The following is a 23,511-nucleotide window of genomic DNA, read 5'->3' on the forward strand; positions in this document are numbered from 1 at the left end:
GGGACGGGTCAGCGGTGGATGGCGGCGGTGACGCGGTCGACGCGCCGCCAGTCGGCGAGGGTGAGCCGCACGAGCGGGTGGTGGCCGGGGTCGATGTCGAGGAGATCCATCGCGTCCCGTTGGCCGGCCGTGGGGTGGCGGGCCTCGGTGACGTCGTCGTCCCGGTCGTGGAACAGGTCGCAGTCGATGGCGGCGTGGGTCATGGCTGTTCCTTGGCTCGGCGGCGGGCAGCGGCACGTGATGCGGCCCGCCGTGCTCGGGCTGCGACTCGGGGGGAGGTCGCGGTGGCGTGCCCTTCGGCGTGCCGGTCGCGGACGGCGTCGAGGCAGCAGGCGACGTCGAGGTCGGTGGCGGTCACTTCGACGGTTCGGCCGCAGCTGCTGCAGGTCCAGCGGCCGGTGTAGACGGGGCTTGCGGTCATCGGTGATGTCCTTCCGCATAGCTGAAGCGGGCGAGCCGGCGGTCGACGTCGTCGGACTCAGGCAGGGGCCGGGGGCGGCGGCGTGGTGTGGCGCGCAGGCCGGCGGCCAGGTCGACGCGGGGTGCGGGGCGGGTCGCCGGGCCGAGCACGGCCGGCGGGGGAGGAGCGAGCGCGGGGCCGCGACCGCCGTCGTCGGCCCACCGGTCGAGCTCGAGGTGGGCGGGCTCGGCCGGGACGACGAACTCGGCGGTGGCCACCTGGTCCTCGTCGACGGTGATCGTGCGGATCCGGTCGGCGAGCGCGCGGAGCTTCGGCCACCAGGTGCGCGGCTGGAGGTCCTCCGCGGCGACCGTGCGGGGCGCGGACTTCGACGGTGCGGCGGCGAGGAGTCGGGCGCCGGCGCCGAGCAGCTGCTCGGCGTAGGTGAGGATCCGCTGGACTCTGCCGGTGAGCCAGTAGAGCCATCCCACCAGGACGAGCCCGAAGAAGATGAACGTCAACCGCTCGGCCAGGCTCATGCCGCGAACTGCTCTGTCCAGTAGCGGACGCCGATCGCGGAGTCTGCGGAGCCGGCGCCCATGACGGTGAACCCGCAGTTGAGGATGTTCGCGCGGTGGCCGGCCGACCGCATCCAGGCGTCGTGGACGGCGGTCGCGGTGTCGTAGCCGGCGGCGATGTTCTCACCCCAGGTGTGGAAGCCGGTGACGCCGGGGGAGTGGTACATGGAGTCGTCGGCGGCCTGCCGCTGGGCGTGGGTCTGGGACTGGTCGGCCAGGGACGGGTGCGGCGCGACTGGTCCGCAGCCGCCGGCGAGCCGGTCGCGGTTGACTAGGGCGAGCAGCTCGGCTGCGACGCCCGGCTCGGGATCCGCGGCCGCGTGCTCGACGACGTCGGGCGTGCTGGTGGTCGCCGGCTCGGTGGGTGATGACGTGACGGGCGTCCGCTCGCCGCAGCGCGAGCAGCGGGTCGCGGTGGGCCGGTCGACCGTGGGAGTACTCGACTCCGGCGACGTGGTCGCGTCGGGGTCCCAGGCGCCGGACGCGCCGATCGAGGGGATTGCGACGGTCGGCCAGGGCTTCGTCCCGGACGCACGGCTGCTGGTGGGTTGCGCTGTGATCGGCTGCCGCTGGTCGACTTCGGGCCGGGGGCCGACGGCGGCCGCGACACCGATCACCAGGGCGACGACCAGGACGCCGGCACCCACCGCGGAGGGCGCCGGGTTGCGTGCCCACCACGGGGGCGGCCGGTGCCGTCCGGGGCTCATCGCTTCCCCCGCTGGTAGGCGAGTGCCCGGTCGACGGAGCGCACCCACAGCCAGCCGGCCAGCCGGGCGGCGAGGCTGGGGACGAGGAGCTGCAGCCCGACGGCGGTGGCGATCAGGGCCCGCTTCACGTCCGTTCCCCCTGGGGTCACCGGTCCTCCGCTCGGTAACCGTTGTCGGGGCAGTCCGCGTCCCCGCAGGCGTGCGCGGCGAGCCAGTCCTGGCGGTCGTTGAACGACACGTCCTCCCCGGCGTCGTAGCAGGAGTACCGGTGGCCGGCATGCTCGGTGCAGTGGGCGCCGTAGGGGCCGGGGGCGCCGCACGTACCGAACCGGCGCTTAGTCACTGCCCCTCCCGACCGTCGTCGACGTGCGGGTGATGACGGAGCGCGGCCTCGACCGCGCCCTCCTTCCGGGTGTGGCCCTCGCCGTGGTCACCGACCTCGTGGTTGGTCGCGGTGACGTGCCACCGCCAGTCACCCGGCCGGGCCTCCCACACGGTGACGACGTCGCCGCCGGTGGTCGTCCAGGTGATCGGGTCGGGGACGGCCCGGAAGCCTTCGCCCGCGGTGCCCGCAGATCCGGATCCGGTGGTCATGAGGTGCCTCCTGTGTCGGGGATGGGGATGGCGTTGTCCTCGTCGATCGCCCGGAACAGGGCGTCCTTGTTGTCCGGGTCGTAGTCGGTGGCCCAGGGCCAGCGGGATGCGTGCTTGATCAGCTGGTCCGGCCAGCAGCGGACGTCGCGGTCACCGCGGAAGCGGTCGAGCATGTAGACGTTCGGTTCCGAGTGCGGCTCTCTCCTGAGGACCAGGCCGAACTCCGGCCACCGCAGCCAGTACGACGAGCCGATCGGGTCGGTGCGGCGGGCCTCAGATCCGGAGGCCTTCGGTGCGTGGTGCTCGATCCAGAACGCGCAGCCGTACCGCTCCCGCAGGTGGTCGATCGCCGCGCCGAACTCGGCCGGCCCGGTCTCGTGGCTGTCGCCGGGGCGGGAGCCGTAGGCCTTGTAGACAGGGCCGATCGCGACCAGGTCGGGCCGGGTCTTCTCGATGACGCGGGCCAGCAGCTGCCGGTCGACGGGTCCGCGGAGGTCCATGCCGCCTGGCCGGTTCCACCGCCAGGCGCGGCCGCCGAGGTCCAGGCCTTCTGCGTGGATCTGGCCGACGACACCACGGAGGTTGCGGCGCACCAGGTCGGGGGGGTTCTCCAGGTCGACCAGCAGGGTGCGGCGCGGCCGGATGATCGCCTTCGGCATGAACGGGTGCCGGCCGGCGGCGAGGAGGGTGACGATCTGGCGGGCCAGCACCGACTTCCCGACGCCCTCGCCGGCGATCAGCATGATCCGGTCGGCGCGTTCGACGACGCCGGGGATCACCCACGAGTGCGGCGGCGACGGCTCGTTGATGAACTCCTCGATGAGGCTCAGCCCGGGGATCGGGGCGTCGCCCTCGACGGGGTCGTCGACGAGGATCCCCAGCTGCAGCGACATGTCCGAGGCGGCGTCGAGCATCGCGTCGAGGTCCGGCGTCGTCGTCGCCGACTGCACCAGCCGGGTGCCGACCTCGTAGATCCGGCGGCGGACGGTCGCCTCCCGCACGAGCCGGGCGTAGTGCTGCACCGACGGCAGGCCGCGGCCGGCCTCGAGGAGCTCGGCGACGTAAACGCCGGCGCGGGCCGACTCGTTGCCAACCTGGCCGAGCTGGTCACGGCGAGCGAGGTGGTCGAGGACGAGGACCGGGTCGCCGGTGCGGTGCGCGTCGAACACCTCGAGGACGGCGGACAGGATCACGTCGTGCCCGGGCCCGGGGTCGAGGTCGCCGGGGCGGACACCGCAGGCGTCGGCGAGCTGCGGGGAGTCGATGAGGATCCCGAGGAGCGCCCGCTCGGCGTCGACGTTGTGCCGGGTGATCGCGTTCGTCATGCCGGCACCTCGTCGTCCCAGAGGGTCGGGTGGGCGAGCTCGCGGTTGGACCAGAGCACCTCGGTGCGTGTCGCCTGACCACCGGTTGCTGCGGTCCCGTTCGTGGTGGCGTGGAACGTCTGGCGATCCCAGCCGGCCAACCCTTCGGCGTAGAGCGCGCTGTCGTAGCCCGAGAGCACGACGACGGCCTTGCACCGGCGGAGCGCGGCGAGCAGCTCGAGGTGCTCCGCCTCCGAGCGCATGTCGACGAGGTAGCCGGACCCTCCGCCAGAGCTTCGGGTTGCGCCGAGGTAGGGCGGGTCGACGTACAGCAGAACGCCGTCGTCGACGCCGCCGTACTGGTCAATCAGCTCGAGCGCCGGCCTGCACTCCAGCGACACACGCGCTAGGCGCGCAGCGGCCGCTGCCATCCGGTCGACGTAGGCCTCGAGATAGCCGGGCATCCCGATCGACGAGCCTCGCGGCTTGACGTAGTTCCGCCAGCCGGTCCGCCGCTGCGTGCCGCCACGGCCCTGGGCGAGGCGAACCCACACGCGCCGAGCGACCTCGAGCTCGTTGTCGACCGGGTCCTCGTCGACGTCCTGGGACGCGTGGAACTCGGCGCGCGAGTGCGGCGTCAGCGAACAGACGCGCTCGAGGTCGGCGGGGCGATCACGTAGGACACGCCAGAACGTCATCAGCCGACCGTCGAGGTCGTTGACCGTCTCCATCACCGACGGCGACTTGGCCAGGAGCACCGACAGGCCGCCGCAGAACGGCTCCACGTAGTGCTGGTGCGCCGGCAGCATCGCCGCGATCCGCGGCGCCAGCGTCGTCTTCCCGCCGAAGTAGGCGAGCGGCGGCGTCAGAGCTCCCACGACGGCCTCCCCGACGCGGCCGTGGCGCCGACGGGGCGCGGGCTGCGCTCGGCCTCCTTGCGGATCCAGTTCCGCCAGGTCGCCGGCCAATCGAGCTTCACGCCGCCCGCGCCGGACCGACCCCGCCAGTAGTCGATGAACGTCGCAGTGATCGCGTCTACGCGCTCGTCGGTGAAGCCGAGGCCTCGACCGAAGCCACGGAGCTCGTCGTCGACGGCGAAGTCGTCGGGGATCCGGGAGCCTCGTCCGCCGCGCCGCGGAGCGTCGCTGACCGAACGAAGTGAGGTCTCTGTATCTGTCTCTGTATCTGCTTCGACGTTGCCTGCCACCGGCTCAGGCACTTGCTTGGCACTTGCCCGGCTTCCTGCTCGCGCTCTGCCACCTCGCCGGCCAGCCTCGGACCGCTTCCGGCTGAGCTCCTCGATCTCGGCCGCCGACCGCTGCCAGTCCAGGTAGTCGTGCATCTGCACGTGCCCACCAGGAGCCGGTGGGCAGTCCTCGGCCGGATGCGGGCACTCGAACCCGGGAAGGTGGACCAGGCCCGCGTCGACGAGCTCCTGCCGGGCCTTCGCCGTCCCGCGGTTCTGCCAGGCGGCGTCGGTCAGCCGGCCGTCGGTCTTCTGCCGCGAGCAGTAGGCCCAGCACTTGTGGAGCAGACGGAAGGCGGCGTCGGACAGCGGCTCGATCTTCGGGTGCTCGTCCATGCCGTCGTGCACCCGGATGTAGGTGCGGGGATCTGCCATCAGTCGACCTCGTCGAGCAGCTCGAGCACGAGGGCCTCGGGCAGCCCGGACGTGGACACGAGCTCGGGCAGCTCGAGGCCGTAGCCGAGGGACCAGCGCAGGGTCCGGGACAGGGCGAGGCGGTTCTCCCGGTAGGCGACCGAGGCGACGGCGACCGCGTTGACGGCGGCGGCCTCGATCTCGAGCCGGGCGAGCTTGGCGCCGACGCGCTCGACCGCGGCCGCGTGGACGTCGTCGAAGGTGCGGAACTTGCCCGGGCCGTCGAGGGCGGCGATGTAGGAGGGGAGGCCGTGGCGCTCGCGGAGGGTCTGCTCGACGGCGACGTGCTGCGCGTTGATGGACCCGTCCGGGTGCGTGCGCGGGTAGCTCGTGTCGACCTGGGCGCGGATCTCTTCGGGCGTGGTCATCAGGTGGCCCATCCGGCGCGGGCGCGTCGGCGGGCTGCCTTGAGGTCGCGGAGGTCCTCGCCGCCGCGGATGCCCTCGTCGTAGTCCAGGTTGACCGCGGCGAGGACCTCCCAGCGCACGGGGCACTCGGTGCGGCAGACGGCCTTGGCCCGGCCGATGCGCTTCGCCCGTCTCTGGACGGTCTCGTGGATGCCGACGATGCCGTCGTCCCAGGCGGCGGGCTTGAGCCGGGGATGGTCGTGGCAGGCGGCGCGGTCGCGCCATGCGCCGGTGGTGAGTTCAGGCGGGGGTGGGGTCGACCGCGGGGAAGAGGCGGTAGCCATCACGTGTCTCCAGTTCCTTGCTTCGGAGCTCTGGCTTGCGCGCGGGCGACGTCGTCGAGCGCGGCGTCGAGACGGGCAAGGAGGCGCCCGTCGGCGAGCTGGGCGGTGGTCGCTGTCTCGACGCGGAGACGGAGACCCACGGTGAGGGCGGCGGCGCGAGCGACGGCCCGGTGCGGTGACCGCTGGGCCTGGGTCAGCCAGTCACCGGCGGCGGGGGGCGCGGCCGGTGCATCTGACGCGCCGAGCCCCCCGCCCTCTCCGGAGTGGGAACGGGACGGGCTTACCTGCGGCTGGGCGTCAGGCCCCGCGTACCCATGACCAGACCCAGAAGGCTCTGGTGCCGTCCCTGCAGCGTCGGCCCCGATGGTTCCCGGCGCTGTCCCTTCAGTGGGGGTCTCTGGTGGTGCGCCGCCGGTAGCTCCTGCGGCGAGGACGGCCGCGGCGACAGGGTTGACGCCGGCGGCGAGCAGTCGCGCCTCCTCAGGGCTTCCTGCTGCCGTGCCCCGGTTGTTGGCGGCACGGCAGGCTGGGCACGTCGGCTCCTTGAGCCGGAGGTGACGCATGTAGCCGCTGCGGGTGCCGCAGTCGGCGGCCTTCTTACGGCCCCCTGCAGAGGGGCGTCCCTGCTCGACGCGCCGGGCAGCGTCACGTTCCCGCCAGTAGGCGTTCTTCGCCTCGCGGCACGGATCGCAGATCGACTCCTTCAGCCGCTTGTGGCGCGCGTATCCGCCGGTGGAGCCGCAGACGGCGACAGCTGCGCGCTGCCGGCGGGGGACGTCGGCGCGCGGCTTTGCCTCAGTCCGCCGGCCGTGCTGGCGGACACCGTCATCAGCGGCGTCGCGGTCCGCGGCCTTCTTCGGCTTCGGCGGCTTCCGTACGGCGGGCGCAGCAGACAGCGGGGGGAGGACACGCAGCCCTGGCGGGGTGGTGAGGTGTCGTGCGCGCGGCTCGTCAGGGTCGACGGGCGACGGCGGCGGCCCGTCCATGTTCGCCATGCGGCCGATCGACGGGACACGGATGCCGCCGGTCTGGTCGGGCAGGATCTCGCTGCCGCCGGGCTCGACGATGCCGCATATCTCCAGGAGCTCACGGGCCTCGGCGAGGTCGGTCGCGTGCCGGCAGATCGTCGCGGCGGCCCGTTCGTTCGTGGTCGTCGATGGGGCGGTGACCGCGGCCGCGGTCATGACCGGCTCCCGGCACGACGGCGGCGCATCTTCGACGGCGACGTCGGTGGGAGCTTGCGGGGCGCGGGGTGGGCGGCGGCGTGCTCCTGCTGCACGGCGCGGATCGCCGCCGCGAGTTCGTCCTCGGGGACATCCGGTGCCTCGGTGCTGCCGCACGTCGGGCAAGTCCACCGGTCGAGCGACGTCCACGTCACCGCGCACCTACCGTGGGCGTCGTGAGCGGCCCGGGGGTGCAGCGCTTCGACCCCCTGCGGCCGGTCGAGGTGGAGCTCGACGGCGCGTGGTGGCCCGGGTCGCAGGACGCCTGGGTGCGCTGGCCCGACGGCTCATGGCGGGCGTCAGTCGAGTTCGTGGCCGAGAAGGAGTGGGGCGCGGGGAAGCACGTGATGTCGGTGCCGGAGGACCGGGTGCGGCTGCGCCATGCGTGAGCAGGGATGTCCTTGCGAGGCGCGTCATGCTGAACGGCATGACGCAGAGCGGGCTCATCACTGGCTACGAGCTTCGGCTGGTTCAGACCAGGCACATGTCCGGGACCGATTCGACGACGTTGCGGGTGCCGCACGCCGTCCTGACCGGGACAACCGTCGACGATCTGCCGGCGCGCGCGATGTGTGGTGCCACGGTGCAGCAGGTCGGCAGCAAGCCATGGCCGCCTGGGCAAACGATGGACTCCTCGTCCGTTCCCTGCGGCATCTGTGAGGCATTCGAGCTGGTGAACTGATGCGCTCGTGCGGCCTGGCGGGCTGATCCTGGTGCGGCTCTCGGGCGCGGTCACCAGGCAACCCCGATCGCGTCGGAGGCCCGGTCGAACCGCTCGCCGATCTCACGGCGCAGGTAGAAGCCGAGGTAGGCGAACGCGGCGTCGACGCGGCCCATAGCGACCAGGTCGCCGGCGAAGTCTGGGCGGAACGGGCCCGGGGGCAGGCTGCGGACGTAGGCGCCGACGCTGCGTCGGTCGGCGGCCAGTCCCTCGAGGTGGGTCGGGCTGAACTGGGGCGGGCAGGTGGCGCAGCGTCGGCCGTGGACGCCGTCGACGGTGACGGTGTCCACGGAGCCGCACGACGTGCAGCCACCGGCGGGCTTGGACGGGACGAACGCCAGGTCGCTTCTCTGGCTGATGGGGATCGACCTGCCGGTCAGGGCGGTCGGCGGGGCCGGCTCGTCGGCAGTCACGGCTACTCGGCGGCGGGTGCGGTCGGGACGGAGCCCTGGTCGAGGCTCATCTCGAACAGGTCGACGGTGGGCAGCTGCATCTGGCCGGTTCCGACGTTGTCGGCGGCGATCAGCGGGGCGCGCCGGCCCCCGATGCGGCCGAGGGCGACCTGCGACCGCTCGGTGGTGGTGACGAGCCGGCCGCCGCGGGTGGCGATGTGCCACTCGTCGCCGGACGGGGCCGGGATGAGACACAGGAAGCGGGCAGAGACGGCCGGGACGGCGGCCGCGGGGGTGTCGGGCATGGTGGAGCTCCTTCGGGTCAGACGGGCGAGTAGGGGACGAGCTGGGTGTCCTTGCGGACGTACAGCGGGTGCCGCGGGTGGCGGCCGCGGGTGAGGCCGAGGGCCTGCAGCGGCCCGCCGACGAGGTCGCGGACATGGCGGCCGCGGTGGACGGTCATCACGTGGGAGCCCCAGGCGGCGATCACCCGGGCGCCGTGGAGCCGGGCGAGGGTCACGGCCCGAGCGATCGCGGCGTCGTTCTCCGCGCCGATCGGGTCCGGGTGGCGCCGCAGCGTGTTCGGGTCGACCGCGCGCAGTGCGAAGAGGTTGACGACGCGGATCCCCCCGGCGCCCCACCGCTTGGAGAAGTCGATGCAGCGGCGGATCGTCGGGTCGTCGACGTTCGCGTCAGCGGTGGAGGGGTTGAGCATGATCCAGCAGTCGCGGGGGGCGGACTTCCACAGCCGGGACAGCTCGTACCGGTAGACGCCGTCCTCGGACAGCTGTGCGCCCTTCACCATGAAGTCGGCGGCGGCGACCATCACCGCTTCACCGCCAGCACGGCGATCGACTCGATCGCGACGTGGTACCGGGTGTCGTCGTCGTCGACGGTGGCGACCAGGGCCTCGTCGTCGACGTCGACCAGGCGACCATCGACCTGGATCCCGCCGGCGATGTAGACGGTCACCTTCCGGTCGACCAGTTCCCGGGCCTGCTCGAGGAGCGGGACGATGGCCACGGACAGCTCGGTGCCGAAGGTGAGGCCACCCGCGTACTCGGAGGTCTCGCCGGTGAGCCGGCCGCTGACCGGCTCGATGGGGACTTCGCTCATGGCCTGCTCCTGGCGATGTCGGGCCACGCGACCTTGTCGAGCGAGGCGCGGTGGGACTGCGGGACGACGGCGAGCGGCTGGCCGAGGTGGTCGCAGCCCATGGCGCGGAGGACCAGGGCGTCGGCCTCGTTGTTGTTGGTGACGTCGACGTCGGGGTAGCGGCGGACGACGGCGGCGAGGACCTCGTCCTTCCCGGCGTTGCCCTTGCCGGTGGCGTACTTCTTCACGCCGCCGGTGGTCACCTCGACGACGTCGGCGAAGCTCGACCCGCACAGTTCGTCGACGACCAGCCACCAGAGTCCGGAGCGGTCGTGCTGGTGTCCGGTGCGACTGTCGAACGCGGGGCCCTCGACGACGACGAGCACACGCTGTCCGCGGTGCCGACTGGCCACCCCGTCGACGGCCGCGCCGATGTCCATCGCCAGGTCGTGGAGGCGCACCGACCTCTGCAGCAGAGTCGCGCCGGCCTTGCCCTTGCTGCCGACGGTCTGGACACCGTCGGGGGTGGCGATGCCGGTGGCGGTGAGGGACAGGTCCAGGCCCACCACCGCGGTCACCGCGCGGCCTCAAGTGCGAGGTGCACCGGCGGCAGCAGCGACGGCGGTGTGCGGCCCTCGGAGAACGTCTGCGCCAGCACGGGGTGCATCCGCTGGCCGACGGTGTCACCCTCGGGCAGCACCAGATGCGCCATGAACTCGTCCTCGAACGTGACGATCCCGGAGGCGACCGCTTCGAGCTTCGCCCGGATGACCAGCCCGAGGGACCGCCAGCGGGAGCGGACGGCCTGCTCGTAGGCCTTCTCCTGCTCGGCGGGTGAGCGCCGGTTCCCGCGTGCCGGGGTGTGGGTGAACTGGCGGTCCTGAGCGTCGGGCATGGGCAGCAGGAAGCGGACCTGCCGGTCGTTGATGACGAAGGCGACGACAGCGCGCGGATCCGGGCCGTCCTCCTCCCAGCCGTACATGAATCGGCGGCCGCCGTAGCGGCGCACGGCCTTCTCGATCTCGGCGCGGGACCGATCGGCGGGGACGTCAGTGGTCGCCGCGTACGCCGGCGCGGTCACGGCTCGATCACCTCTTCGGCGACGATCGGGGAGGCGGCGAGCGCGGCATACGCGGTGCGCAGCAGAGCCCAGGTGGTCTCGGCGAGCACCTGGGAGCCGTCCGGCAGGGTGACGATCACCGACACACTGGCCCGGCCGCGTGACGTCCCGTGGCGCAGCAAGCCGACGGCGGTGAGCTGCCCGTGGGCGACGAGCTTGGACCGCTCGAGGGGGAAGCCCTGCTCGGCGTCGACGTGGACGCTCAGCGACGTCATGACCCGACCGCCAGCCGGTCAGCCGGGATGACCTCGCCGCCCTTGCGGTCCCAGTCGAACTCGCCGTCCGCGCCGACGGGGCGGTGCATGTTGCAGCCGACGCAGTAGGTGGCTCCGTAGAACTTCGGGTCCCGGGCGTAGGTCTCGGCGATCGCCAGCCCCATGGTCGTGACCGCGCCGCAGCCGCCACGCTCGCGGACGTGGATGTAGCTGCGCCGGACCGGCCGGACGAAGCCGGCCGCGCGTTCGGCGTCGGACAGGACGAGGTAGGCATCGGCCATCGGGACGGGTTCCTCGTCAGCTCCGTGGGTGAGCCGTGGGTCGTTCCGGTCGCTGGTGGTGCTCATGACGCGATCCCGGCGGCGACCAGGGCGGCGCGGAGGTTGTCCGGCGTCGCGTACTGCAGGTTCACCGTGGTGCCGGACCGCCGGAAGTGCCCGGGGGTGGGGAAGGTGCAGCCGTCGCCGTCGAAGTGGCCCTCAGCATGGGTCTGCGGCGGCGTGAACTCGGTGTCGAGGACCTCGTAGGGGCGGCCGAGCTCGTCGTGTCCCAGGATCGCGCCTGGCTGGGCCTGGTCGGACGTGGTGACGTCGGCCCGGTAGTGCAGCTCCTCGTACCGCTGCGGGCCGACTGGTCCGTGCGCCGGTCGAGCGGATGGCAGTGCCGGTGGCCGCTGGGTGCGGGCCAGCCTCCGTTCGAGCTTCGCGCGGCGGCCGCTCACCGCGACGTCCGGTTGATCCGTCGAGACGCGCGGGCCCGGCGGTTCGCGGCGCGGCGCCGCTGCACCTCAGCGTGCGGGACGGTGCCCGCGTAGATGTGCTTGCCGCTGGCCGTCAGCACCGCGCCCCAGCTCACCGAGGAGGGCATGTCGTCTCTCTTGCCGGTGAGCCCGAGCAGCTCGCTGAGGCCCTTCACGACTGCTCTCCGGCGGACTCGTCGCGGTCCTCGTCCGGTGGCGGCGGATCGTCGCCGTCCGGCGGCGGGGGCCCGGTCTCCTCGAGCCTCGCGATGACGGTGTCGGCCTCGGTGCGGAGGAGGTCGCGGCGGGACTTGAGGGCGCGGCCGATGATCGCCGAGATCGCCTGTCGGACGCCGTCGTCGCTCTCGACGTTGCGGTCCTTCAGGAGCGCGTGGATCCGGCCCATCTGGCCCTGCGTCGCCTTCGGGCCCTTGGTTGCCTCGCCGCCGGTGATCTCGTCCTTCTTGACGGAGGTCTCCGGGTCGCCGAAGGCTTCGTGGACGGTCGTCTCCCGGCGGCGGAGCGACTGGTAGAGGACCTCGAGCTGCGAGATGTCAGCGGCGGTCCACTGGTCGACCGGCTTGCCGACCCGCTTGACGAGCTGGGCCTCGATGACCTTCGGCCCGTTCGCGAAGGCCTCGATCGCCTCCTTGACTCGGTCGGCCAGCGGAGAGCCGTTCCCGGCCTCGATGGTGGCCTGGCAGATCTGTTTGGCCTCCTCGGTGAACCAGGTCGGGAGGATCGCGAAGATCATCTCGCGGAGGCGGCGGGCGCCGTGGTTGGCGTTGTTCTCGTAGACGTCGCGGAGGTCGGTCAGGTCCTTGCGGCCGTTCCGGGTATCCGTTGCGTGCGGGACGATGAAGGTCGCGGTCGACCGGGTGTTGTTCTGGACGTCCCAGGCCCACGCGAGCATCTCCGACTGGTGGTGCTCGTCGTCGCGTCGCAGCTCGTTGATGCCGTACTGGACGTTGCCGAAGCACCGGGCCAGCTCGCGGGCGAGGTGGATCGACGGCCCGGTGATCTGCTCGCCGGCCCGCGGGTAGGCGAAGAAGGCCCGGTCGGCGAGCGCCTTCTGCTCGCAGGACTCCTGCATCTGCGAGGTCGCGAGCTCCATGTTGCGCGGGACCTGCTGCGCGACCATGACGGCCGCCTGGACCTCGGCGACGGCGCGGGCCTGCTCGACAGCCGTCGCCTGCCCGACACGGCCGGGCGAGGGGACCGCGGCGGCGCGCTGGCCGACCCGGTCGAGGGCGGTGGTCATGGCATCTCTCCGAACTCTCTGAGGACGTACGGGGGAAGGCCGACGAGCTCGATCTCGTCGGAGTACGCGGGCCACTCGGCGGTCGCCACGCAGTCGGCGTAGAGGCCGAGCGCCCGCTGGTTGAGCTCGCGGGCGACGCGCAGGGAGGGCGCGTCGACCTCGGCCACGTTCACCAGGAACGGGGCGGTCTTCTCCTGGAAGACGAAGACGAAGGCGACGTCCTCAGCGACCTCCAGGGCGCGAACGAGCTCGCGGTACCAGTCGTCCTGCTGGTGGTAGCCGTACTCACGCACGCTCTTGGCGATCGACGACGTCGACGCGGACGTCGTCGTCTTGTAGTCGGGGATCACCAGCCGGCCGGCGGAGGTGAGCTCGGTCGGGAGCCAGTCGAGCCGGGCGCGCCGGCGGACGCCGAAGGCCGGATCCGTCCAGAAGAGCGACTGCTCCGGCTTCCCGCCGCGGTCGGGGTCGAAGAGGATCGACGCGATCGGGTGGTCGAGGATCGCGGCCGCCATCGCGTCGACGACGTCGAGCTCCTTGCGGAGGAGGGGGACCTTGCCCTGCGCGCGGATCTCCTTCTCGTGCTCCTGGGCGTAGGCGGTCCGCCGGTCGGTCGCGTCGACGCCGGCCTTCTTCTCGACGACCACGAGCTCGGCCCCGACGCCGAGGACCCGCTGGTGCGCGGCGTGCCCGAAGTCGAAGGTCCGCTTGGGCGGGCGGCCGTAGAGCTGCTCGTAGCGGAAGAGCGCCGGGCAGTTCGGCGGGAGCAGCATCCGGGCGCCGGAGGAGGACAGCGACTCGCGGTGACCGTGGTACTGCTCCTCCGGCAGGCCGTCGTAGACGCCGTCTTCGGACACGTCGACGAGGGGCTCCGGCGGGACCGGGACGGCGACCTCGACGTCGCCCTGGTCGAGTGCGATCGCGGCGGTCACTGGTGGACTCGCTGACCGGACTCTGCCGCCAGGCGCACCGCGGCCTGCTGCCGGAGGAACTCGGTACCGGCCGCCACCTGCTGGGGCGCGCTGGCCGGGTCGTAGCCACCGGGATGGCGCGGTCCGAGGACGGTTCCTCCGTCGCCGCTGCGGGTGACCACCGATGAGGGCGGCACGCTGGCCGGCGTCTCGCGGACGCACTCGATCGTGACGACCTCGCGGCCGCGGACGAGTACCTCGCGGCCGTCGAAGCCCTCGACGGTGACAAAGCCGTAGCCGTCAGCGCAGCCGATGACCTCGCGCTCGAGGTCCTCCAGGAGCTTCAGCGCGGTCTCGTGGACCGTCCACGGCCCGGTGACCGCGCCGCGCATCCAGCGGACCTTCACCGCCGACCGGCGGGCGCCGCTCACCGTCCCGGCTCCGTCCCCGGCAGGGCCGGGGAGGCCATGCTGCTGAGGATCTCTTCCCACTCGGCCGGCAGCTCGAGGGCGCCTGTCCGCTCAGCGTGGATCCGCTGCAGCATCGCGCGGAGGGTCCCGTGGTCATCGCCCTGCACGACCTCGATCGCCCGGATGGTGATCTGGGGGACCGTGTCGTAGTTGTCGATGTCCTTGACGATCTTGGACGTCTGCAGCAGCGCGACCACCATCACCGGGGACCGCGGGTCGGTGAGGAAGTGGCGGAAGACCGAGGGGTCGTCCAGGCCGTTCTGGTCGTTGTCCTTCGGCAGCTTGCCGCCGAGCTTGACGGTGCTCACGGGAGGCTCCAGAACTCGTCGGACGCCGGGTCCGGCATGGTCGGGGTGATGGGCGCGAAGTCGCGCAGGGCGTCGCGGCTGCCCAGCAGCGGCACGTCGGGGTACAGGGCGGTCAGGCGGTCACGCATCCACCGGCAGCCGCCCAGAGAGCCCGTCGTCACCCCCGGGTCGAGGAGCGCGGCGATCTCCGCCTTCTCGCAGCGGAAGCCCTTGCTGCCGATCAGGGTCCGGCCGGTCCCGCGGACGAGACCGACCACTCCGGCGGAGTCCTCGACGTCGTGGGACGGAATCGTGTAGGCGTAGAAGCCGCACTTGCAGTGCTCGGCGGGAGCCGGGTGCTCCGGCGGCGGCACTTCCTCTTCCGAGGGTGGGGGCGGAGCGACGACGCTGAAGCCGCCGTTGGGGCCGATGAAGACGCCGCTGCCGCGACCGGCCTTGTAGTGACCGGCGAAGCAGGTGGCCGTGTTGATCCCGGGCCGCCAGGGACGGGCGAAGCTGACGTGCCGGGCCCGGAGCCGGCCGTACTCGTCCATGTTCCAGATGCGCAGCCCGTAGACCTCACCCACGGCCAGGTCGAAGTCGAGCCCGTCGAAGTCCCGGGTGGCTGGCGTGGTCATCGCGAGGGCTCAAGCGGACGCGCCGGCTCGGGGGACGGCTCAGCCACCGGCACGGACTCGGGGATGGGCTCGAGGTCGACGCGGCGCCGCACGGGGCCGATGTCACCTGCGCGCGGGCCGGTCACGCGGTCACCGCCGCGGGGTTGATCATGGCGGCGTAGAGCTCGATGGCCGACGTCTGGAGCTGGTCGACGGTGGGTTGCAGGGCGTCCCTGGCGGCGTCCCCGGCGGCGTCCCCGGCGGCGTCCCCGGCGGCGGCCCAGGCGGCGTCCCCGGCGGCGGCCGACTGGTCACGAGCAGCTCGCACCACCGGGCCGGCGGACTGAGCCGCGGCCAGGTCCACGATCCGGCGCAGACCACGCAGCTCCGCGGCCACATCCGCCAGCTCCGGACGCAGATCGAGGAACGCCGGCGTGTAGGTGCGGATCAGCCAGTCCAGTGCCAGGAAGCTGCGGGCCTCGTCCTGCCCGTCGCCCTCGGTGCCGTCGAGCGGGTCCACCCCGTCGCGCGGCAGGAACCGCTTCAGCTCCTGCCGCTTCTCGTCGCCGAAGGAGTCGTTGAGCGAGATGCCGAAGTTGTGCAGCACCGGGGAAGTGCCGGGCGGGCGGTCGTCAGACTTCTCCCGGCCGAGGAGGAGTGCGCGGGCCTCCATGAGGCAGGCGCCGTCCTCGCAGGCGTGGGAGCCCTTCTCCAGGACGAGGGTGGTCAGGTCGATCGCGGTGTCGGTCACGGGGTACCTCCGGTCGGGATGTGGGTGAGGGAGTGCATGAGGTCGGCCAGGGCGAGGCCGAGGACCCCGCCGGTCAGGAAGGCGACGAGCAGCGCCCAGTCGCGGAGGTCGGCCCGGAGCCGGGAGCGGGCGAACCGGTCAGCCAGCACCCGGCACGGCCGCGGGCTCCAGCGCGCGGGGAGGGACGTGGTGGCCACGGGCGTCTTCCCTGAGACGGATTCCTCCGCCTCCGCCCACGGCCACCACGCCGCTTCTCCCTGTTCGGCCGCCGGGGGAGGGGCGGCCGAGCAGAAGTCGATGTAGGTGACGTTCTGCTCGTGCTCCAGGAGCACGTCGGCGCGGTTCATCGGGTCAGGGGCCGGGAGAGCTGGCTGTCGATGGCGCGCAGCAGGATGAGCGCACCGACAGCCATACCGATGACGGCGAGGGCGGCCGCGAGGACGATCTCCCGGGTCTTCACCGGGGCACCTGCTGCTCGCGCTGGTCGGCGATGCGGATACCGCGGCCGACCGTGAGTGCGAACGCGACGGCGACCGTGACCCAGACGACGGCTGCGACGACGGCGATCACCGTGCGCCGGCCGAGGAGGTCGCCGCGGCGGCGGTGATGCCGATCGGCTGTCGGTAGTGCTCCGGGCAGGTGCCGATGGGTCCGGCGCCGGGGACCCAGATCGGGTGGCAGCTGTGGATGCGGACCGGGTCGGGCATGGGAGACTCCTTCTTGTCGGCGCCGCCCGCGCTGTCTGACCGGATGGAGCGGGCGGCGTTGTGCTGCGTGCAGGGGTGAGCACCGGCGGGCGCCACGGGGGGGCGCCCGCCGGGCGATCAGGGGGAAGCCGCGGACTGCAGTTCCGCCGAGCCGAACCAGCCGCGCAGCGTCTCGGCAGTGACGTCGACCTGCCCGTCCGTCTGCTCGTGGAGGTCACGTGCGATCAGTCGCCATGACCGGCCGGACGCGCGCTTCGTCGCGACGAAGTCGGCGAGGGTGGTAGGAAGCAGCACGTCGGCAAGCCGGTGGGTCGGTGTCGTTCGCACGATCGGGACCGTAGTCGCATTTATGCGACACCCGCAAGAGTGACATGCGGAAGTTTTTGGGCGATCGAGTGCCGCCCCTCTTGCCAAGAAACTTGACAGCAGTCCATCATCTGCGACATGAGTCAGAGTTCAGCGACACTCAGCGGTAGGACGGACGAGATGATCTCGGCTGCCGTCCGCGGTCTCATCGCGCAGCGCAAGGACAAGCCGACCGAGGTGGCCATGGCCGTCGGCGTCAGTCGAGCCGCCCTCTACAGGAAGCTCGGCAACGATTCGCCCTGGCAGGCCGAAGAGGTCGACCGGCTCGCGCGCTTCTTCGCGGTCACCCGAGACTCCCTCTACGAGGGGCGGGCAGAGTTCTCGCGGGAGCTGGCTGGTAATCTCGACGCCGCCAGCACCCGTAGCTCAACGGATAGAGCATCTGACTACGGATCAGAAGGTTAGGGGTTCGAATCCCTTCGGGTGCACGTCTGGTTGAGACACCGATCTGCCGCGCAGCCCCGACGGGGGCGGCGCGGCAGATTCGTTTGTGCGGTGGACGTCAGGCGGGGGCGGGCGCCGTCGTCAGGCCGGCGAGCACCTGGTTCGCGGACGCGGTGAACCGGGCGACGTCGCCGTCCAGCCGGGCGATGAGCATGCCGCCCTCCAGTGCACCGAGCACCATCGACGCGGAGTCCTCGGGAGTGCCGGGGCAGTGCAGGCTGCCGTCGGCGCACCCTTCCTCGAGCACCTTCCGCAGCCACGAGGTGTTCGACGAGAAGAACTCGCAGACCGCCTGCTGCAGCGGGTCGGGCAGGGTCCGGTGCTCGGCGGCGAGCATCCCGCACAGGCACATCCGGTCGGCGCTGAGCACGTCGGTGTAGAGGGCCACGTAGCCGCGGAGTTTGGCGGCCGCGTCGGGCGCGGTGGCGTCGAGGTTCTCGAGCGCAGTGCCGAACCGGGCGGCGTAGCGCTCGATCAGCGCCTGGCCGAGCTCCGCCTTGCCGGGGAAGTGGTAGTGCAGTGCAGCCCGCGTGATGCCCAGCTCCGTTGCCACGTCCCCGTAGCTGAAGCCGTTGTAGCCGCGCACCTGCAGCAGTCGCTCGGCGACGTCGAGGATCCGCACCGTCGTCCCGTTGGCGTCCTGGTGGTCCGGCATGGGACCTCCGACCCTAGTCTCCTGACTTACGTGCAAGTAAGGATATGCCCTGCGGCCGCACCGAACAGTCACGATCCTCTCGAGGAGGCACGAACGGCTACGCAGGGCACGGAGCACCGCAGCTTCACGGCTCCGGACGAGACGCGCGAGTTCCCACACGGCCGCGCGGAGATCCTTAAGGTCGGGGGGAGCGAGGTCGGACGGCTGATCTTCGAACCCGGCTGGCGCTGGTCGAACGACGTCAAGCCGCTCGCCGGCACCGACAGCTGCCAGGCCCCGCATCTGCAGTTCCACGTCAGCGGGCGCCTGGCCATCCGCATGGACGACGGCACCGAGTTCGTGGCCGGGCCGGGTGACGTCACGTCACTTCCCAGCGGCCACGACGCGTGGGTCGTCGGCGACGAGCCCGTGGTCGCCGTCGACTGGTACGGCGCCAGCAACTACGCCCGCTAGGGCACACCACCAGCCGCCCGATGTGGCGGCACCCCCGGCCGGACGCTCACCGAGGCCGGCCAGCACGAGAGGAAGTCACGATGGCCCGCAAGATGATCGACTGCCGGACGATGCCGAGCGAGATCAACTGCACCCTCACGATCGCGGGTGAGCCGGAGGACGTGCTCGACGCGGCCGTCACGCACGCGGTCGACAAGCACGGTCACCAGAACACCCCGGAGCTGCGCGAGCAGTTGCGTGGACTCCTGGTCGACGCCGAACCCGCGATGGCCTGAGGGATCCCGGGCTCGGTCGAGCGCGACGACTCGGCCGAGGCGACAGTGGATGTGGGGGCGGGGGGCCGGTCCTGACGGTCTGGCCGCGTTGGTCGGTCCATCCAGCGGTGGATGGCCACTCTTAGCCGGCTACCCCCGCCCCTCCTGAACTGTGACTCACGCCACACGACCCGTCAACCCGTCCCCGGAGTGTCGCGACCGGCGAGTTCCGGACCGGACGTGCGCGCCGGAAGTCCGTCAGCCGACGCGGCGGAGGATCTCCGGCGAGAGCTGGTCGACGGCGGTGTGGCCGGTGAGCCCCAGCGTCAGGTCGAACTCGCCCATGACGTCGGCGAGCACCTGCCGCACGCCCTCCTCGCCGGCCAGCGCCAACCCCCAGGCGAACGGCCGGCCAAGGAGCACTGCGCGGGCGCCGAGCGCGACGGCGGTGAACACGTCGGCCCCGCTCCTAATGCCGCTGTCCAGCAGCACCGGTGCGCGCTCGTCGATCGCGGCGACCACGTCGGGCAGCGCGTCGAGGGCGGAGATCGACCGGTCCACCTGGCGGCCGCCGTGGGTGCTGACGACGACGCCGTCCACGCCTTCGTCCAGCGCGCGGCGGGCGTCGTCGGGGTGCAGCACGCCCTTGAGGAGGATCGGCAGCCGCGTCTTCGACCGCAGCCAGGCGAGGTCGTCCCAGGTGATCGACGGCCGGGAGTAGATGCCGAGGAACGTCTCGACGGCGGCCCGCGGGAGCGGCGAGCGCAGGTTGTCCCGGAACGACCCCGGCCACGCCTTCGCCATCCCGACGAGCGCCTTCACGGCGGCGGGAGTCGGCCTCGGCTGCGGTTCGCGCTTGCCGGCCGACGCCGCGCGCGCCTCGACCAGCCGGCGGAACACCGGATCCGACGTGTACTGGGCGATGCCCTTGCCCAGGGCGAAGGGCAGGTGGCCCAGGTCGAGGTCGCGTGGCCGCCAGCCGAGCATGGTGGTGTCGAGGGTGACGACCAGTGCGTCGCAGCCCGCAGCCTCGGCCCGGCCGACCAGGCTCTCGACCAGTTCGTCGGACGTCGACCAGTACAGCTGGAACCAGCGCGGGGCGTCCCCCATGGCCGCCGCGCAGTCCTCCATCGACACCGACGCCTGGTTGGAGAACACCATCGGCACGCCCAGGGACGCCGCCGCCCGCGCCACGTCCAGGTCGGCCTCGTCGTGCACCAACTCCAGGGCGCCCACGGGAGCGAGCAGCAAGGGGGCGGGCAGCCGCCGTCCGAACAGTTCGACGGAGGTGTCCCGGCGGCTCACGTCGCGCAGCACCCGGGGGACGACGGCCCACTTGTCGAACGCCGCCCGGTTGGCGCGCTGGGTGACCTCGTCGCCCGCGCCGCCGGCCACGTAGGCGTACGCGCGCGGGTTCAGGGCCTGCTTCGCCCGCGCCTGCAGGGCCCGGACGGCGGTCGGCACGCGGGGATGGTGGCCGTAGACCCCTGCCCGGTAGACCTCGTTCTGCCGACGGCGACCCGCACCAGCTTCGTCCACCCGGCCACCGTAGTGATCGCGCTCACGCCGCCGGATCCGGGTCCGTGGCGGCGCTTTTCGCGACACGCCGTACGACACGCGCGCTTCGCGCGTAACGGGCTGGCAACGAAGCGTCACATCAGTCATCATGTGAAACGCATCAGAACCGCAATCGGGGAGCACGTATCGGCACCACCTTGTGGGGCTCGGTCGCAGACCGCGCGACGCCCACCAGCAAGTCCCGGCCGACAGTGTCCGCCGGTCTTCTCACCGGGCTCCTCGTCGCCCTGTTCGGCGCCGCTCTGGCCACCGCCGCTCCCGCAGCCGCGATCGACGACCCCTCCCGCCCCGATTCCCGGGTCACCCACGGGCCGAGCTGCCGTCCCGGCGGACTCGTCGTCGAGGTCGTGGCCGGCACGGCGCCCTACTCCGTGCGGCTGGCCACCACCCGCACGCCGTCCGGTGAGGACGAGGCGACCCTCCAGCCCGGCGAGACCGTCGTCCTCCGCACGGACGACGTGGCGTGGGGCGAGACGATCGACGGCCGGCTGGAGTTCGCCGCGCAGGACGGCACCGGCGTGACCTTCGTCGACGAACTCGAGGAGTACAGCTTCACCCGGCCGACGCGGGAGGACTGCGACGCGATCGCCGCGCCGACCGCCCCGGAGCCCACGACCACCGCACCGCCGTCCCCCTCCGCGACGCCCACTCCCGACGGCGACGCGACTCCTTCCAGCTCGGCCCCGCCGACGACCACGACGACGACCGAGACCCCGGCGCCGGGGGGTGCCGTTCCCGGTGGCGGCGGGCCCGCGACCCCCGCCCCCCGTGCGGTGACGGCCGGCGACACCGTGACCCTGCAGGCCTCGGGATTCCTCCCGGGTGAGCGCGTGACGATCCAGATGCACGGCAGCGACGACATCCTCGCCACGGCGACCGCAGGACCCGACGGGTCGGTGCAGACCGAGGTCCGCATCCCCGACGGCACCGAGGCCGGTCCGGCGACCATCGACATGGTCGGCGCCGACTCCGCGGTCGTCGCCCCCGTCGCCCTCCAGGTGGCCGCGGACCAGACACCGGTCGTCGGCGACGGGGCGGCCGACGTCGTCCCCCTCACGGCCGCCGCGGTGGCGCTCGTGGCCGCCGTCGCCGGACTCGTCTCCGTCGCCGGACGTCACCGCGGCCGCCGGCACACCATTCGGAGCGCCTGAGCCCGCTTCCGCGACGGGATGACCGCGCTGCTCGCCGGGGGCTGTCCTGCTCCCAACCTTGTGCTCTGCGTGCCCAGCGCACGCAGAGCACAAGGTTCCGGACAGACACCTGCTGTCCCGCCGGGGGGCGACCTACCGCCTCGGCCTCGCTACGGTCGGATCGTGACTGTCGAACTCTTCGCGGGCATCCCGGTGCGCGACTACGAGCGGGCCGTGGCCTGGTACGAGCAACTGCTGGGCTCGGGGCCGAGCTTCCTGCCGAACGACACCGAGGCGGTGTGGGAGCTCGCCGAGAACCGGTACGTGTACATCGAGGTGCGACCCGACCATGCGGGCCATGCGATGCACACGGTCTTCGTCGACGACCTCGATGCCCGTCTCCAGGCGATGTCCGGTCGAGGGATGGAGCCCGCCGAGCAGGAGACCTATTCGAACGGCGTGCGGAAAGCCACGTACCGGGATCCGGACGGCAACGAGTTCGGCTTCGGTGGGGGCCCGGACGACGCGACCTGACGCTCGACCACTCAGCTCCGCTGGCGGAGCGCGTCGAACAGCACCGTCTGCAGGTCGTTCTCGTCGACAGCGGAGTAGGCGTCGCCACCGGTAGCGGCGGCGATCTGCTCGAGCGCGCCCATGTCGGCGTCCGGCCCCAGCGCGATGCCGATGACCTTCACCGGCCGGCTGGGGTCGACCTCGGCGCTGAGGGCCTGCACGAGCGCGTCGAGCCCGATGGTGTCCTCGTCCTCGTCCTTGCCGTCGGTGACGATGACGACGCTGGTGACGGCGGTCGGGTCGAAGTTCGCCCGGGCCGCGCGCACGGCGGCGAGCGTCGTGTCGTACAGACCCGTGCCGCCGGGTGAGAGCCGGTCCGGGATCGAGTCCAGCTGCTCGGTGAGGACGTCGCGCTGCGGACGTCCCCCGGCGTCGGCGGCCAAGGTGCGCGTCGGCACCAGCTCGACCCAGTCGGTGTCACTCCCCAGCCGCCGGGCGAAGGCCCACAGGCCGATGGCGGCGTTGTCCGGGAACAGGGCGAGGGCGCTCTTCGCGGCGTCCCGGGCGAGGGTGGCGCGCGTGCCGTCGCCGACCGGTGCCCTCATCGACGTCGAGACGTCGAAGACCGCCAGCAGCCGGGAGGGCTTGGCCAGGCTGGACAACCGCGCGAACAGTCCCTGCACCTCGGCGGGGTCCAGGGTCAGCGTCGCCGGGGCCGCCTCCTGGATGCCGGTCTGACCGCCGGCACCCGGCGGTGGCGCGCCGTCGCTGCCGCGGAAGCCGGCCTCCTGGACCAGCGTCAGCGCCCGGTCGGAGGTCAGGGTGCGGACGACGGCGTCGGCCGCGGCGCGCTCGGTGCCCGACCGCTCGCCCACGCGGAGCACGGGGTAGTCGAGGAACGGCGAGCCCTCCGCCGGATAGACCGCGATGAGCGAGGGGTTCTCGGTGCCCTGGTTGATCCGGAACACCTCCTGCTCGCTGACCGGCACCACCGGGGCGTCGTCGGCACCGGCGGCGCCGGCCGCGAGGGCGTCGGCGGGCGTGATCGGCGTCGCCCGGGCCGCGGCCAGGACCGCCTCCACGACGGCGTTGTCGGCGTCCTCACCCCCACCCAGGGACGACCGGACGGCGGCCAGCGCGGACAGTCCCTCGGCGCTGCTGGCCAGGTCCGGCACGGCCAGGGGCCGGTCGGTGGCCAGCGCCTGGCCCCAGCTCGGGACCTGCGCCGTCCAGCCGAGGGCGTCGCCCACCGCGCGGCTGGTCGCCAGCACGACGGGGGAGGAGCCCATGGAACCGGCGCCCTCCAGGGGTGCCTCGCCGGCGCGGCCGGCCCACAGCGAGGAGTCCGGCACCCAGACGCCGGGCAGCGCGTCGGCATCGAGCGCCCCGAGGTCACCGACGGTCTGCAGCGGCTCCTGGGCGGTCACGTCCGGGACGGCGCAGAGGCCGTCGTCCAGGACGATCGGGTCGGCGAGGAGCTTCCCGGCGACGTCGCCCAGCTCGGGAGCCACGGTCACCCCGACGATCTGCCGGGTCTCGCACTCCTCGCCGGAACCGGCGATCCACCAGACCAGGCCACCGGCCAGGAGGACGGCGACGATGCCGGCCGCGATCAGGACGACGGGCGCCGGACGGCGCGCGGGGGCAGTGGGATCGGCGTGGCGGCCCATGCTCT

General features: G+C 72.5%; 42 protein-coding genes and 1 tRNA gene. 7 read left to right on the forward strand and 36 right to left on the reverse strand.

Annotated elements, in window-relative coordinates:
• Positions 1-8: 8 nt before the first annotated feature.
• The 14 genes from E4P38_RS02935 to E4P38_RS02990 are packed head-to-tail and all read right to left on the reverse strand — an operon-like array spanning position 9 to position 7,312.
• On the reverse strand, positions 9-203 hold the full coding sequence (locus E4P38_RS02935) for a hypothetical protein (RefSeq protein ID WP_135130236.1): 195 nt from the start codon (positions 201-203) through the stop codon (positions 9-11).
• On the reverse strand, positions 200-421 hold the full coding sequence (locus E4P38_RS02940) for a hypothetical protein (RefSeq protein WP_135130237.1): 222 nt from the start codon (positions 419-421) through the stop codon (positions 200-202). Before E4P38_RS02940 ends, E4P38_RS02935 begins: the two co-directional genes overlap by 4 nt.
• Positions 418-939: a hypothetical protein gene (locus E4P38_RS02945; RefSeq protein ID WP_135130238.1), complete on the reverse strand. Its 522-nt coding sequence runs from the start codon at positions 937-939 to the stop codon at positions 418-420. Before E4P38_RS02945 ends, E4P38_RS02940 begins: the two co-directional genes overlap by 4 nt.
• The gene (locus E4P38_RS02950; RefSeq protein ID WP_167760428.1) at positions 936-1,685 is read right to left on the reverse strand and encodes a CAP domain-containing protein; all 750 of its coding nucleotides are present in this window, start codon (positions 1,683-1,685) and stop codon (positions 936-938) included. The genes E4P38_RS02945 and E4P38_RS02950 overlap by 4 nt, the downstream gene beginning before the upstream one ends.
• Positions 1,682-1,813: a hypothetical protein gene (locus E4P38_RS23740; protein WP_280791040.1), complete on the reverse strand. Its 132-nt coding sequence runs from the start codon at positions 1,811-1,813 to the stop codon at positions 1,682-1,684. Before E4P38_RS23740 ends, E4P38_RS02950 begins: the two co-directional genes overlap by 4 nt.
• A 17-nt stretch (positions 1,814-1,830) precedes the next feature.
• A complete protein-coding gene (locus tag E4P38_RS22765) occupies positions 1,831-2,028 on the reverse strand; it encodes a hypothetical protein (RefSeq protein WP_167760429.1) in 198 nt (65 codons plus the stop codon).
• Entirely contained in the window at positions 2,025-2,279 is a 255-nt protein-coding gene (locus E4P38_RS02955) for a hypothetical protein (RefSeq protein WP_135130240.1), read from the reverse strand. The genes E4P38_RS22765 and E4P38_RS02955 overlap by 4 nt, the downstream gene beginning before the upstream one ends.
• On the reverse strand, positions 2,276-3,604 hold the full coding sequence (locus tag E4P38_RS02960; protein WP_135130241.1) for an AAA family ATPase: 1,329 nt from the start codon (positions 3,602-3,604) through the stop codon (positions 2,276-2,278). The genes E4P38_RS02955 and E4P38_RS02960 overlap by 4 nt, the downstream gene beginning before the upstream one ends.
• Positions 3,601-4,461: a DNA adenine methylase gene (locus E4P38_RS02965; protein ID WP_245160745.1), complete on the reverse strand. Its 861-nt coding sequence runs from the start codon at positions 4,459-4,461 to the stop codon at positions 3,601-3,603. The genes E4P38_RS02960 and E4P38_RS02965 overlap by 4 nt, the downstream gene beginning before the upstream one ends.
• A complete protein-coding gene (locus E4P38_RS02970; RefSeq protein WP_135130242.1) occupies positions 4,449-5,204 on the reverse strand; it encodes a hypothetical protein in 756 nt (251 codons plus the stop codon). The genes E4P38_RS02965 and E4P38_RS02970 overlap by 13 nt, the downstream gene beginning before the upstream one ends.
• Positions 5,204-5,611, reverse strand: coding sequence for a hypothetical protein (locus tag E4P38_RS02975; protein ID WP_135130243.1), 408 nt, complete (start codon positions 5,609-5,611; stop codon positions 5,204-5,206). Before E4P38_RS02975 ends, E4P38_RS02970 begins: the two co-directional genes overlap by 1 nt.
• Positions 5,611-5,934, reverse strand: coding sequence for a WhiB family transcriptional regulator (locus E4P38_RS02980; protein ID WP_135130244.1), 324 nt, complete (start codon positions 5,932-5,934; stop codon positions 5,611-5,613). The genes E4P38_RS02975 and E4P38_RS02980 overlap by 1 nt, the downstream gene beginning before the upstream one ends.
• Entirely contained in the window at positions 5,934-7,118 is a 1,185-nt protein-coding gene (locus E4P38_RS02985) for a hypothetical protein (RefSeq protein ID WP_135130245.1), read from the reverse strand. Before E4P38_RS02985 ends, E4P38_RS02980 begins: the two co-directional genes overlap by 1 nt.
• Positions 7,115-7,312: a hypothetical protein gene (locus E4P38_RS02990; protein WP_135130246.1), complete on the reverse strand. Its 198-nt coding sequence runs from the start codon at positions 7,310-7,312 to the stop codon at positions 7,115-7,117. Before E4P38_RS02990 ends, E4P38_RS02985 begins: the two co-directional genes overlap by 4 nt.
• Positions 7,313-7,333: 21 nt before the next feature.
• Here E4P38_RS02990 and E4P38_RS02995 point away from each other — a divergent pair, with 21 nt between their 5' ends.
• Together E4P38_RS02995 and E4P38_RS03000 are read left to right on the forward strand one after the other, a co-directional pair.
• Complete coding sequence (locus E4P38_RS02995; protein WP_135130247.1) at positions 7,334-7,546, forward strand: hypothetical protein; 213 nt, start codon at positions 7,334-7,336, stop codon at positions 7,544-7,546.
• Between the two features lie 26 nt (positions 7,547-7,572).
• Positions 7,573-7,839 (forward strand): hypothetical protein, encoded by a 267-nt coding sequence (locus E4P38_RS03000; RefSeq protein WP_135130248.1) that lies wholly within the window; start codon positions 7,573-7,575, stop codon positions 7,837-7,839.
• Between the two features lie 50 nt (positions 7,840-7,889).
• On the opposite strand, the gene E4P38_RS03005 is transcribed toward E4P38_RS03000, so the two are convergent.
• The 19 genes from E4P38_RS03005 to E4P38_RS03090 all read right to left on the reverse strand — a co-directional run bounded on the left by E4P38_RS03005 (position 7,890) and on the right by E4P38_RS03090 (position 16,770).
• Positions 7,890-8,291: a hypothetical protein gene (locus E4P38_RS03005; protein WP_135130249.1), complete on the reverse strand. Its 402-nt coding sequence runs from the start codon at positions 8,289-8,291 to the stop codon at positions 7,890-7,892.
• Positions 8,292-8,293: 2 nt separating this feature from the next.
• Positions 8,294-8,575: a hypothetical protein gene (locus tag E4P38_RS03010; RefSeq protein WP_135130250.1), complete on the reverse strand. Its 282-nt coding sequence runs from the start codon at positions 8,573-8,575 to the stop codon at positions 8,294-8,296.
• 17 nt (positions 8,576-8,592) lie between these two features.
• Positions 8,593-9,096 carry a DUF1643 domain-containing protein gene (locus E4P38_RS03015; RefSeq protein WP_135130602.1) on the reverse strand — a complete coding sequence of 168 codons (504 nt, stop codon included), beginning with the start codon at positions 9,094-9,096 and terminating at the stop codon, positions 8,593-8,595.
• Positions 9,096-9,386: a hypothetical protein gene (locus E4P38_RS03020; RefSeq protein ID WP_135130251.1), complete on the reverse strand. Its 291-nt coding sequence runs from the start codon at positions 9,384-9,386 to the stop codon at positions 9,096-9,098. The genes E4P38_RS03015 and E4P38_RS03020 overlap by 1 nt, the downstream gene beginning before the upstream one ends.
• Positions 9,383-9,943: a hypothetical protein gene (locus E4P38_RS03025; protein WP_135130252.1), complete on the reverse strand. Its 561-nt coding sequence runs from the start codon at positions 9,941-9,943 to the stop codon at positions 9,383-9,385. The genes E4P38_RS03020 and E4P38_RS03025 overlap by 4 nt, the downstream gene beginning before the upstream one ends.
• On the reverse strand, positions 9,940-10,446 hold the full coding sequence (locus tag E4P38_RS03030; protein WP_135130253.1) for a hypothetical protein: 507 nt from the start codon (positions 10,444-10,446) through the stop codon (positions 9,940-9,942). The genes E4P38_RS03025 and E4P38_RS03030 overlap by 4 nt, the downstream gene beginning before the upstream one ends.
• Complete coding sequence (locus E4P38_RS03035; protein ID WP_135130254.1) at positions 10,443-10,700, reverse strand: hypothetical protein; 258 nt, start codon at positions 10,698-10,700, stop codon at positions 10,443-10,445. The genes E4P38_RS03030 and E4P38_RS03035 overlap by 4 nt, the downstream gene beginning before the upstream one ends.
• The gene (locus E4P38_RS03040) at positions 10,697-11,047 is read right to left on the reverse strand and encodes a hypothetical protein (RefSeq protein WP_135130255.1); all 351 of its coding nucleotides are present in this window, start codon (positions 11,045-11,047) and stop codon (positions 10,697-10,699) included. The genes E4P38_RS03035 and E4P38_RS03040 overlap by 4 nt, the downstream gene beginning before the upstream one ends.
• Complete coding sequence (locus E4P38_RS03045; protein WP_135130256.1) at positions 11,044-11,421, reverse strand: hypothetical protein; 378 nt, start codon at positions 11,419-11,421, stop codon at positions 11,044-11,046. The genes E4P38_RS03040 and E4P38_RS03045 overlap by 4 nt, the downstream gene beginning before the upstream one ends.
• A complete protein-coding gene (locus E4P38_RS03050; protein ID WP_135130257.1) occupies positions 11,418-11,615 on the reverse strand; it encodes a hypothetical protein in 198 nt (65 codons plus the stop codon). Before E4P38_RS03050 ends, E4P38_RS03045 begins: the two co-directional genes overlap by 4 nt.
• A complete protein-coding gene (locus E4P38_RS03055) occupies positions 11,612-12,700 on the reverse strand; it encodes a hypothetical protein (RefSeq protein ID WP_209308909.1) in 1,089 nt (362 codons plus the stop codon). The genes E4P38_RS03050 and E4P38_RS03055 overlap by 4 nt, the downstream gene beginning before the upstream one ends.
• The gene (locus E4P38_RS03060) at positions 12,697-13,632 is read right to left on the reverse strand and encodes a PD-(D/E)XK nuclease-like domain-containing protein (protein ID WP_209308910.1); all 936 of its coding nucleotides are present in this window, start codon (positions 13,630-13,632) and stop codon (positions 12,697-12,699) included. The genes E4P38_RS03055 and E4P38_RS03060 overlap by 4 nt, the downstream gene beginning before the upstream one ends.
• Complete coding sequence (locus E4P38_RS03065; RefSeq protein WP_135130258.1) at positions 13,629-14,042, reverse strand: hypothetical protein; 414 nt, start codon at positions 14,040-14,042, stop codon at positions 13,629-13,631. Before E4P38_RS03065 ends, E4P38_RS03060 begins: the two co-directional genes overlap by 4 nt.
• A complete protein-coding gene (locus E4P38_RS03070) occupies positions 14,039-14,389 on the reverse strand; it encodes a hypothetical protein (RefSeq protein ID WP_135130259.1) in 351 nt (116 codons plus the stop codon). The genes E4P38_RS03065 and E4P38_RS03070 overlap by 4 nt, the downstream gene beginning before the upstream one ends.
• Positions 14,386-15,006, reverse strand: coding sequence for a hypothetical protein (locus E4P38_RS03075; RefSeq protein WP_135130260.1), 621 nt, complete (start codon positions 15,004-15,006; stop codon positions 14,386-14,388). Before E4P38_RS03075 ends, E4P38_RS03070 begins: the two co-directional genes overlap by 4 nt.
• Before the next feature lie 121 nt (positions 15,007-15,127).
• On the reverse strand, positions 15,128-15,736 hold the full coding sequence (locus E4P38_RS03080; RefSeq protein WP_135130261.1) for a hypothetical protein: 609 nt from the start codon (positions 15,734-15,736) through the stop codon (positions 15,128-15,130).
• Entirely contained in the window at positions 15,733-16,083 is a 351-nt protein-coding gene (locus tag E4P38_RS03085; protein ID WP_135130262.1) for a hypothetical protein, read from the reverse strand. Before E4P38_RS03085 ends, E4P38_RS03080 begins: the two co-directional genes overlap by 4 nt.
• A 219-nt stretch (positions 16,084-16,302) precedes the next feature.
• Entirely contained in the window at positions 16,303-16,443 is a 141-nt protein-coding gene (locus E4P38_RS22770; protein ID WP_167760430.1) for a hypothetical protein, read from the reverse strand.
• 117 nt (positions 16,444-16,560) lie between these two features.
• Complete coding sequence (locus E4P38_RS03090; RefSeq protein WP_135130263.1) at positions 16,561-16,770, reverse strand: hypothetical protein; 210 nt, start codon at positions 16,768-16,770, stop codon at positions 16,561-16,563.
• A 394-nt stretch (positions 16,771-17,164) separates the two neighbouring features.
• Here E4P38_RS03090 and E4P38_RS03100 point away from each other — a divergent pair.
• Positions 17,165-17,237 (forward strand) — tRNA-Arg (locus E4P38_RS03100).
• A 74-nt stretch (positions 17,238-17,311) separates the two neighbouring features.
• Here the strand turns inward: E4P38_RS03100 and E4P38_RS03105 are convergent.
• On the reverse strand, positions 17,312-17,908 hold the full coding sequence (locus E4P38_RS03105) for a TetR/AcrR family transcriptional regulator (RefSeq protein WP_135130264.1): 597 nt from the start codon (positions 17,906-17,908) through the stop codon (positions 17,312-17,314).
• A 30-nt stretch (positions 17,909-17,938) separates the two neighbouring features.
• Between E4P38_RS03105 and E4P38_RS03110 the strand changes: the two genes are divergently transcribed.
• Both E4P38_RS03110 and E4P38_RS03115 read left to right on the forward strand, forming a co-directional pair.
• Positions 17,939-18,361 carry a cupin domain-containing protein gene (locus E4P38_RS03110; protein WP_209308911.1) on the forward strand — a complete coding sequence of 141 codons (423 nt, stop codon included), beginning with the start codon at positions 17,939-17,941 and terminating at the stop codon, positions 18,359-18,361.
• An 80-nt stretch (positions 18,362-18,441) separates the two neighbouring features.
• Positions 18,442-18,636: a DUF1059 domain-containing protein gene (locus tag E4P38_RS03115; protein ID WP_135130265.1), complete on the forward strand. Its 195-nt coding sequence runs from the start codon at positions 18,442-18,444 to the stop codon at positions 18,634-18,636.
• A 237-nt stretch (positions 18,637-18,873) separates the two neighbouring features.
• On the opposite strand, the gene E4P38_RS03120 is transcribed toward E4P38_RS03115, so the two are convergent.
• A complete protein-coding gene (locus E4P38_RS03120) occupies positions 18,874-20,154 on the reverse strand; it encodes a lactate 2-monooxygenase (RefSeq protein WP_209308912.1) in 1,281 nt (426 codons plus the stop codon).
• A 230-nt stretch (positions 20,155-20,384) separates the two neighbouring features.
• Between E4P38_RS03120 and E4P38_RS22775 the strand changes: the two genes are divergently transcribed.
• Together E4P38_RS22775 and E4P38_RS03130 are read left to right on the forward strand one after the other, a co-directional pair.
• On the forward strand, positions 20,385-21,344 hold the full coding sequence (locus E4P38_RS22775) for a hypothetical protein (RefSeq protein WP_167760431.1): 960 nt from the start codon (positions 20,385-20,387) through the stop codon (positions 21,342-21,344).
• 162 nt (positions 21,345-21,506) lie between these two features.
• The gene (locus E4P38_RS03130; protein WP_135130267.1) at positions 21,507-21,857 is read left to right on the forward strand and encodes a VOC family protein; all 351 of its coding nucleotides are present in this window, start codon (positions 21,507-21,509) and stop codon (positions 21,855-21,857) included.
• Between the two features lie 11 nt (positions 21,858-21,868).
• Here the strand turns inward: E4P38_RS03130 and E4P38_RS03135 are convergent, their stop codons facing one another.
• A complete protein-coding gene (locus E4P38_RS03135) occupies positions 21,869-23,506 on the reverse strand; it encodes a substrate-binding domain-containing protein (RefSeq protein WP_135130268.1) in 1,638 nt (545 codons plus the stop codon).
• Positions 23,507-23,511 lie beyond the last annotated feature (5 nt).

It is taken from the genome of Blastococcus sp. CT_GayMR16, assembly GCF_004570875.1.
In the GTDB taxonomy this organism is placed as follows: domain Bacteria; phylum Actinomycetota; class Actinomycetes; order Mycobacteriales; family Geodermatophilaceae; genus Blastococcus_B.

Excerpts from the sequence above, each read along its gene's own strand:
- E4P38_RS02935 (WP_135130236.1), bottom strand. The coding sequence starts at position 203 with ATGACCCACGCCGCCATCGACTGCGACCTGTTCCACGACCGGGACGAC.
- E4P38_RS02940 (WP_135130237.1), bottom strand. The coding sequence starts at position 421 with ATGACCGCAAGCCCCGTCTACACCGGCCGCTGGACCTGCAGCAGCTGC.
- E4P38_RS02945 (WP_135130238.1), bottom strand. The coding sequence starts at position 939 with ATGAGCCTGGCCGAGCGGTTGACGTTCATCTTCTTCGGGCTCGTCCTG.
- E4P38_RS02950 (WP_167760428.1), bottom strand. The coding sequence starts at position 1,685 with ATGAGCCCCGGACGGCACCGGCCGCCCCCGTGGTGGGCACGCAACCCG.
- E4P38_RS02955 (WP_135130240.1), bottom strand. The coding sequence starts at position 2,279 with ATGACCACCGGATCCGGATCTGCGGGCACCGCGGGCGAAGGCTTCCGG.
- E4P38_RS02960 (WP_135130241.1), bottom strand. The coding sequence starts at position 3,604 with ATGACGAACGCGATCACCCGGCACAACGTCGACGCCGAGCGGGCGCTC.
- E4P38_RS02970 (WP_135130242.1), bottom strand. The coding sequence starts at position 5,204 with ATGGCAGATCCCCGCACCTACATCCGGGTGCACGACGGCATGGACGAG.
- E4P38_RS02975 (WP_135130243.1), bottom strand. The coding sequence starts at position 5,611 with ATGACCACGCCCGAAGAGATCCGCGCCCAGGTCGACACGAGCTACCCG.
- E4P38_RS02980 (WP_135130244.1), bottom strand. The coding sequence starts at position 5,934 with ATGGCTACCGCCTCTTCCCCGCGGTCGACCCCACCCCCGCCTGAACTC.
- E4P38_RS02985 (WP_135130245.1), bottom strand. The coding sequence starts at position 7,118 with ATGACCGCGGCCGCGGTCACCGCCCCATCGACGACCACGAACGAACGG.
- E4P38_RS03000 (WP_135130248.1), top strand. The coding sequence starts at position 7,573 with ATGCTGAACGGCATGACGCAGAGCGGGCTCATCACTGGCTACGAGCTT.
- E4P38_RS03010 (WP_135130250.1), bottom strand. The coding sequence starts at position 8,575 with ATGCCCGACACCCCCGCGGCCGCCGTCCCGGCCGTCTCTGCCCGCTTC.
- E4P38_RS03015 (WP_135130602.1), bottom strand. The coding sequence starts at position 9,096 with ATGGTCGCCGCCGCCGACTTCATGGTGAAGGGCGCACAGCTGTCCGAG.
- E4P38_RS03020 (WP_135130251.1), bottom strand. The coding sequence starts at position 9,386 with ATGAGCGAAGTCCCCATCGAGCCGGTCAGCGGCCGGCTCACCGGCGAG.
- E4P38_RS03035 (WP_135130254.1), bottom strand. The coding sequence starts at position 10,700 with ATGACGTCGCTGAGCGTCCACGTCGACGCCGAGCAGGGCTTCCCCCTC.
- E4P38_RS03040 (WP_135130255.1), bottom strand. The coding sequence starts at position 11,047 with ATGAGCACCACCAGCGACCGGAACGACCCACGGCTCACCCACGGAGCT.
- E4P38_RS03055 (WP_209308909.1), bottom strand. The coding sequence starts at position 12,700 with ATGACCACCGCCCTCGACCGGGTCGGCCAGCGCGCCGCCGCGGTCCCC.
- E4P38_RS03075 (WP_135130260.1), bottom strand. The coding sequence starts at position 15,006 with ATGACCACGCCAGCCACCCGGGACTTCGACGGGCTCGACTTCGACCTG.
- E4P38_RS03085 (WP_135130262.1), bottom strand. The coding sequence starts at position 16,083 with ATGAACCGCGCCGACGTGCTCCTGGAGCACGAGCAGAACGTCACCTAC.
- E4P38_RS22770 (WP_167760430.1), bottom strand. The coding sequence starts at position 16,443 with ATGCCCGACCCGGTCCGCATCCACAGCTGCCACCCGATCTGGGTCCCC.
- E4P38_RS03105 (WP_135130264.1), bottom strand. The coding sequence starts at position 17,908 with ATGCCGGACCACCAGGACGCCAACGGGACGACGGTGCGGATCCTCGAC.
- E4P38_RS03115 (WP_135130265.1), top strand. The coding sequence starts at position 18,442 with ATGGCCCGCAAGATGATCGACTGCCGGACGATGCCGAGCGAGATCAAC.
- E4P38_RS03135 (WP_135130268.1), bottom strand. The coding sequence starts at position 23,506 with ATGGGCCGCCACGCCGATCCCACTGCCCCCGCGCGCCGTCCGGCGCCC.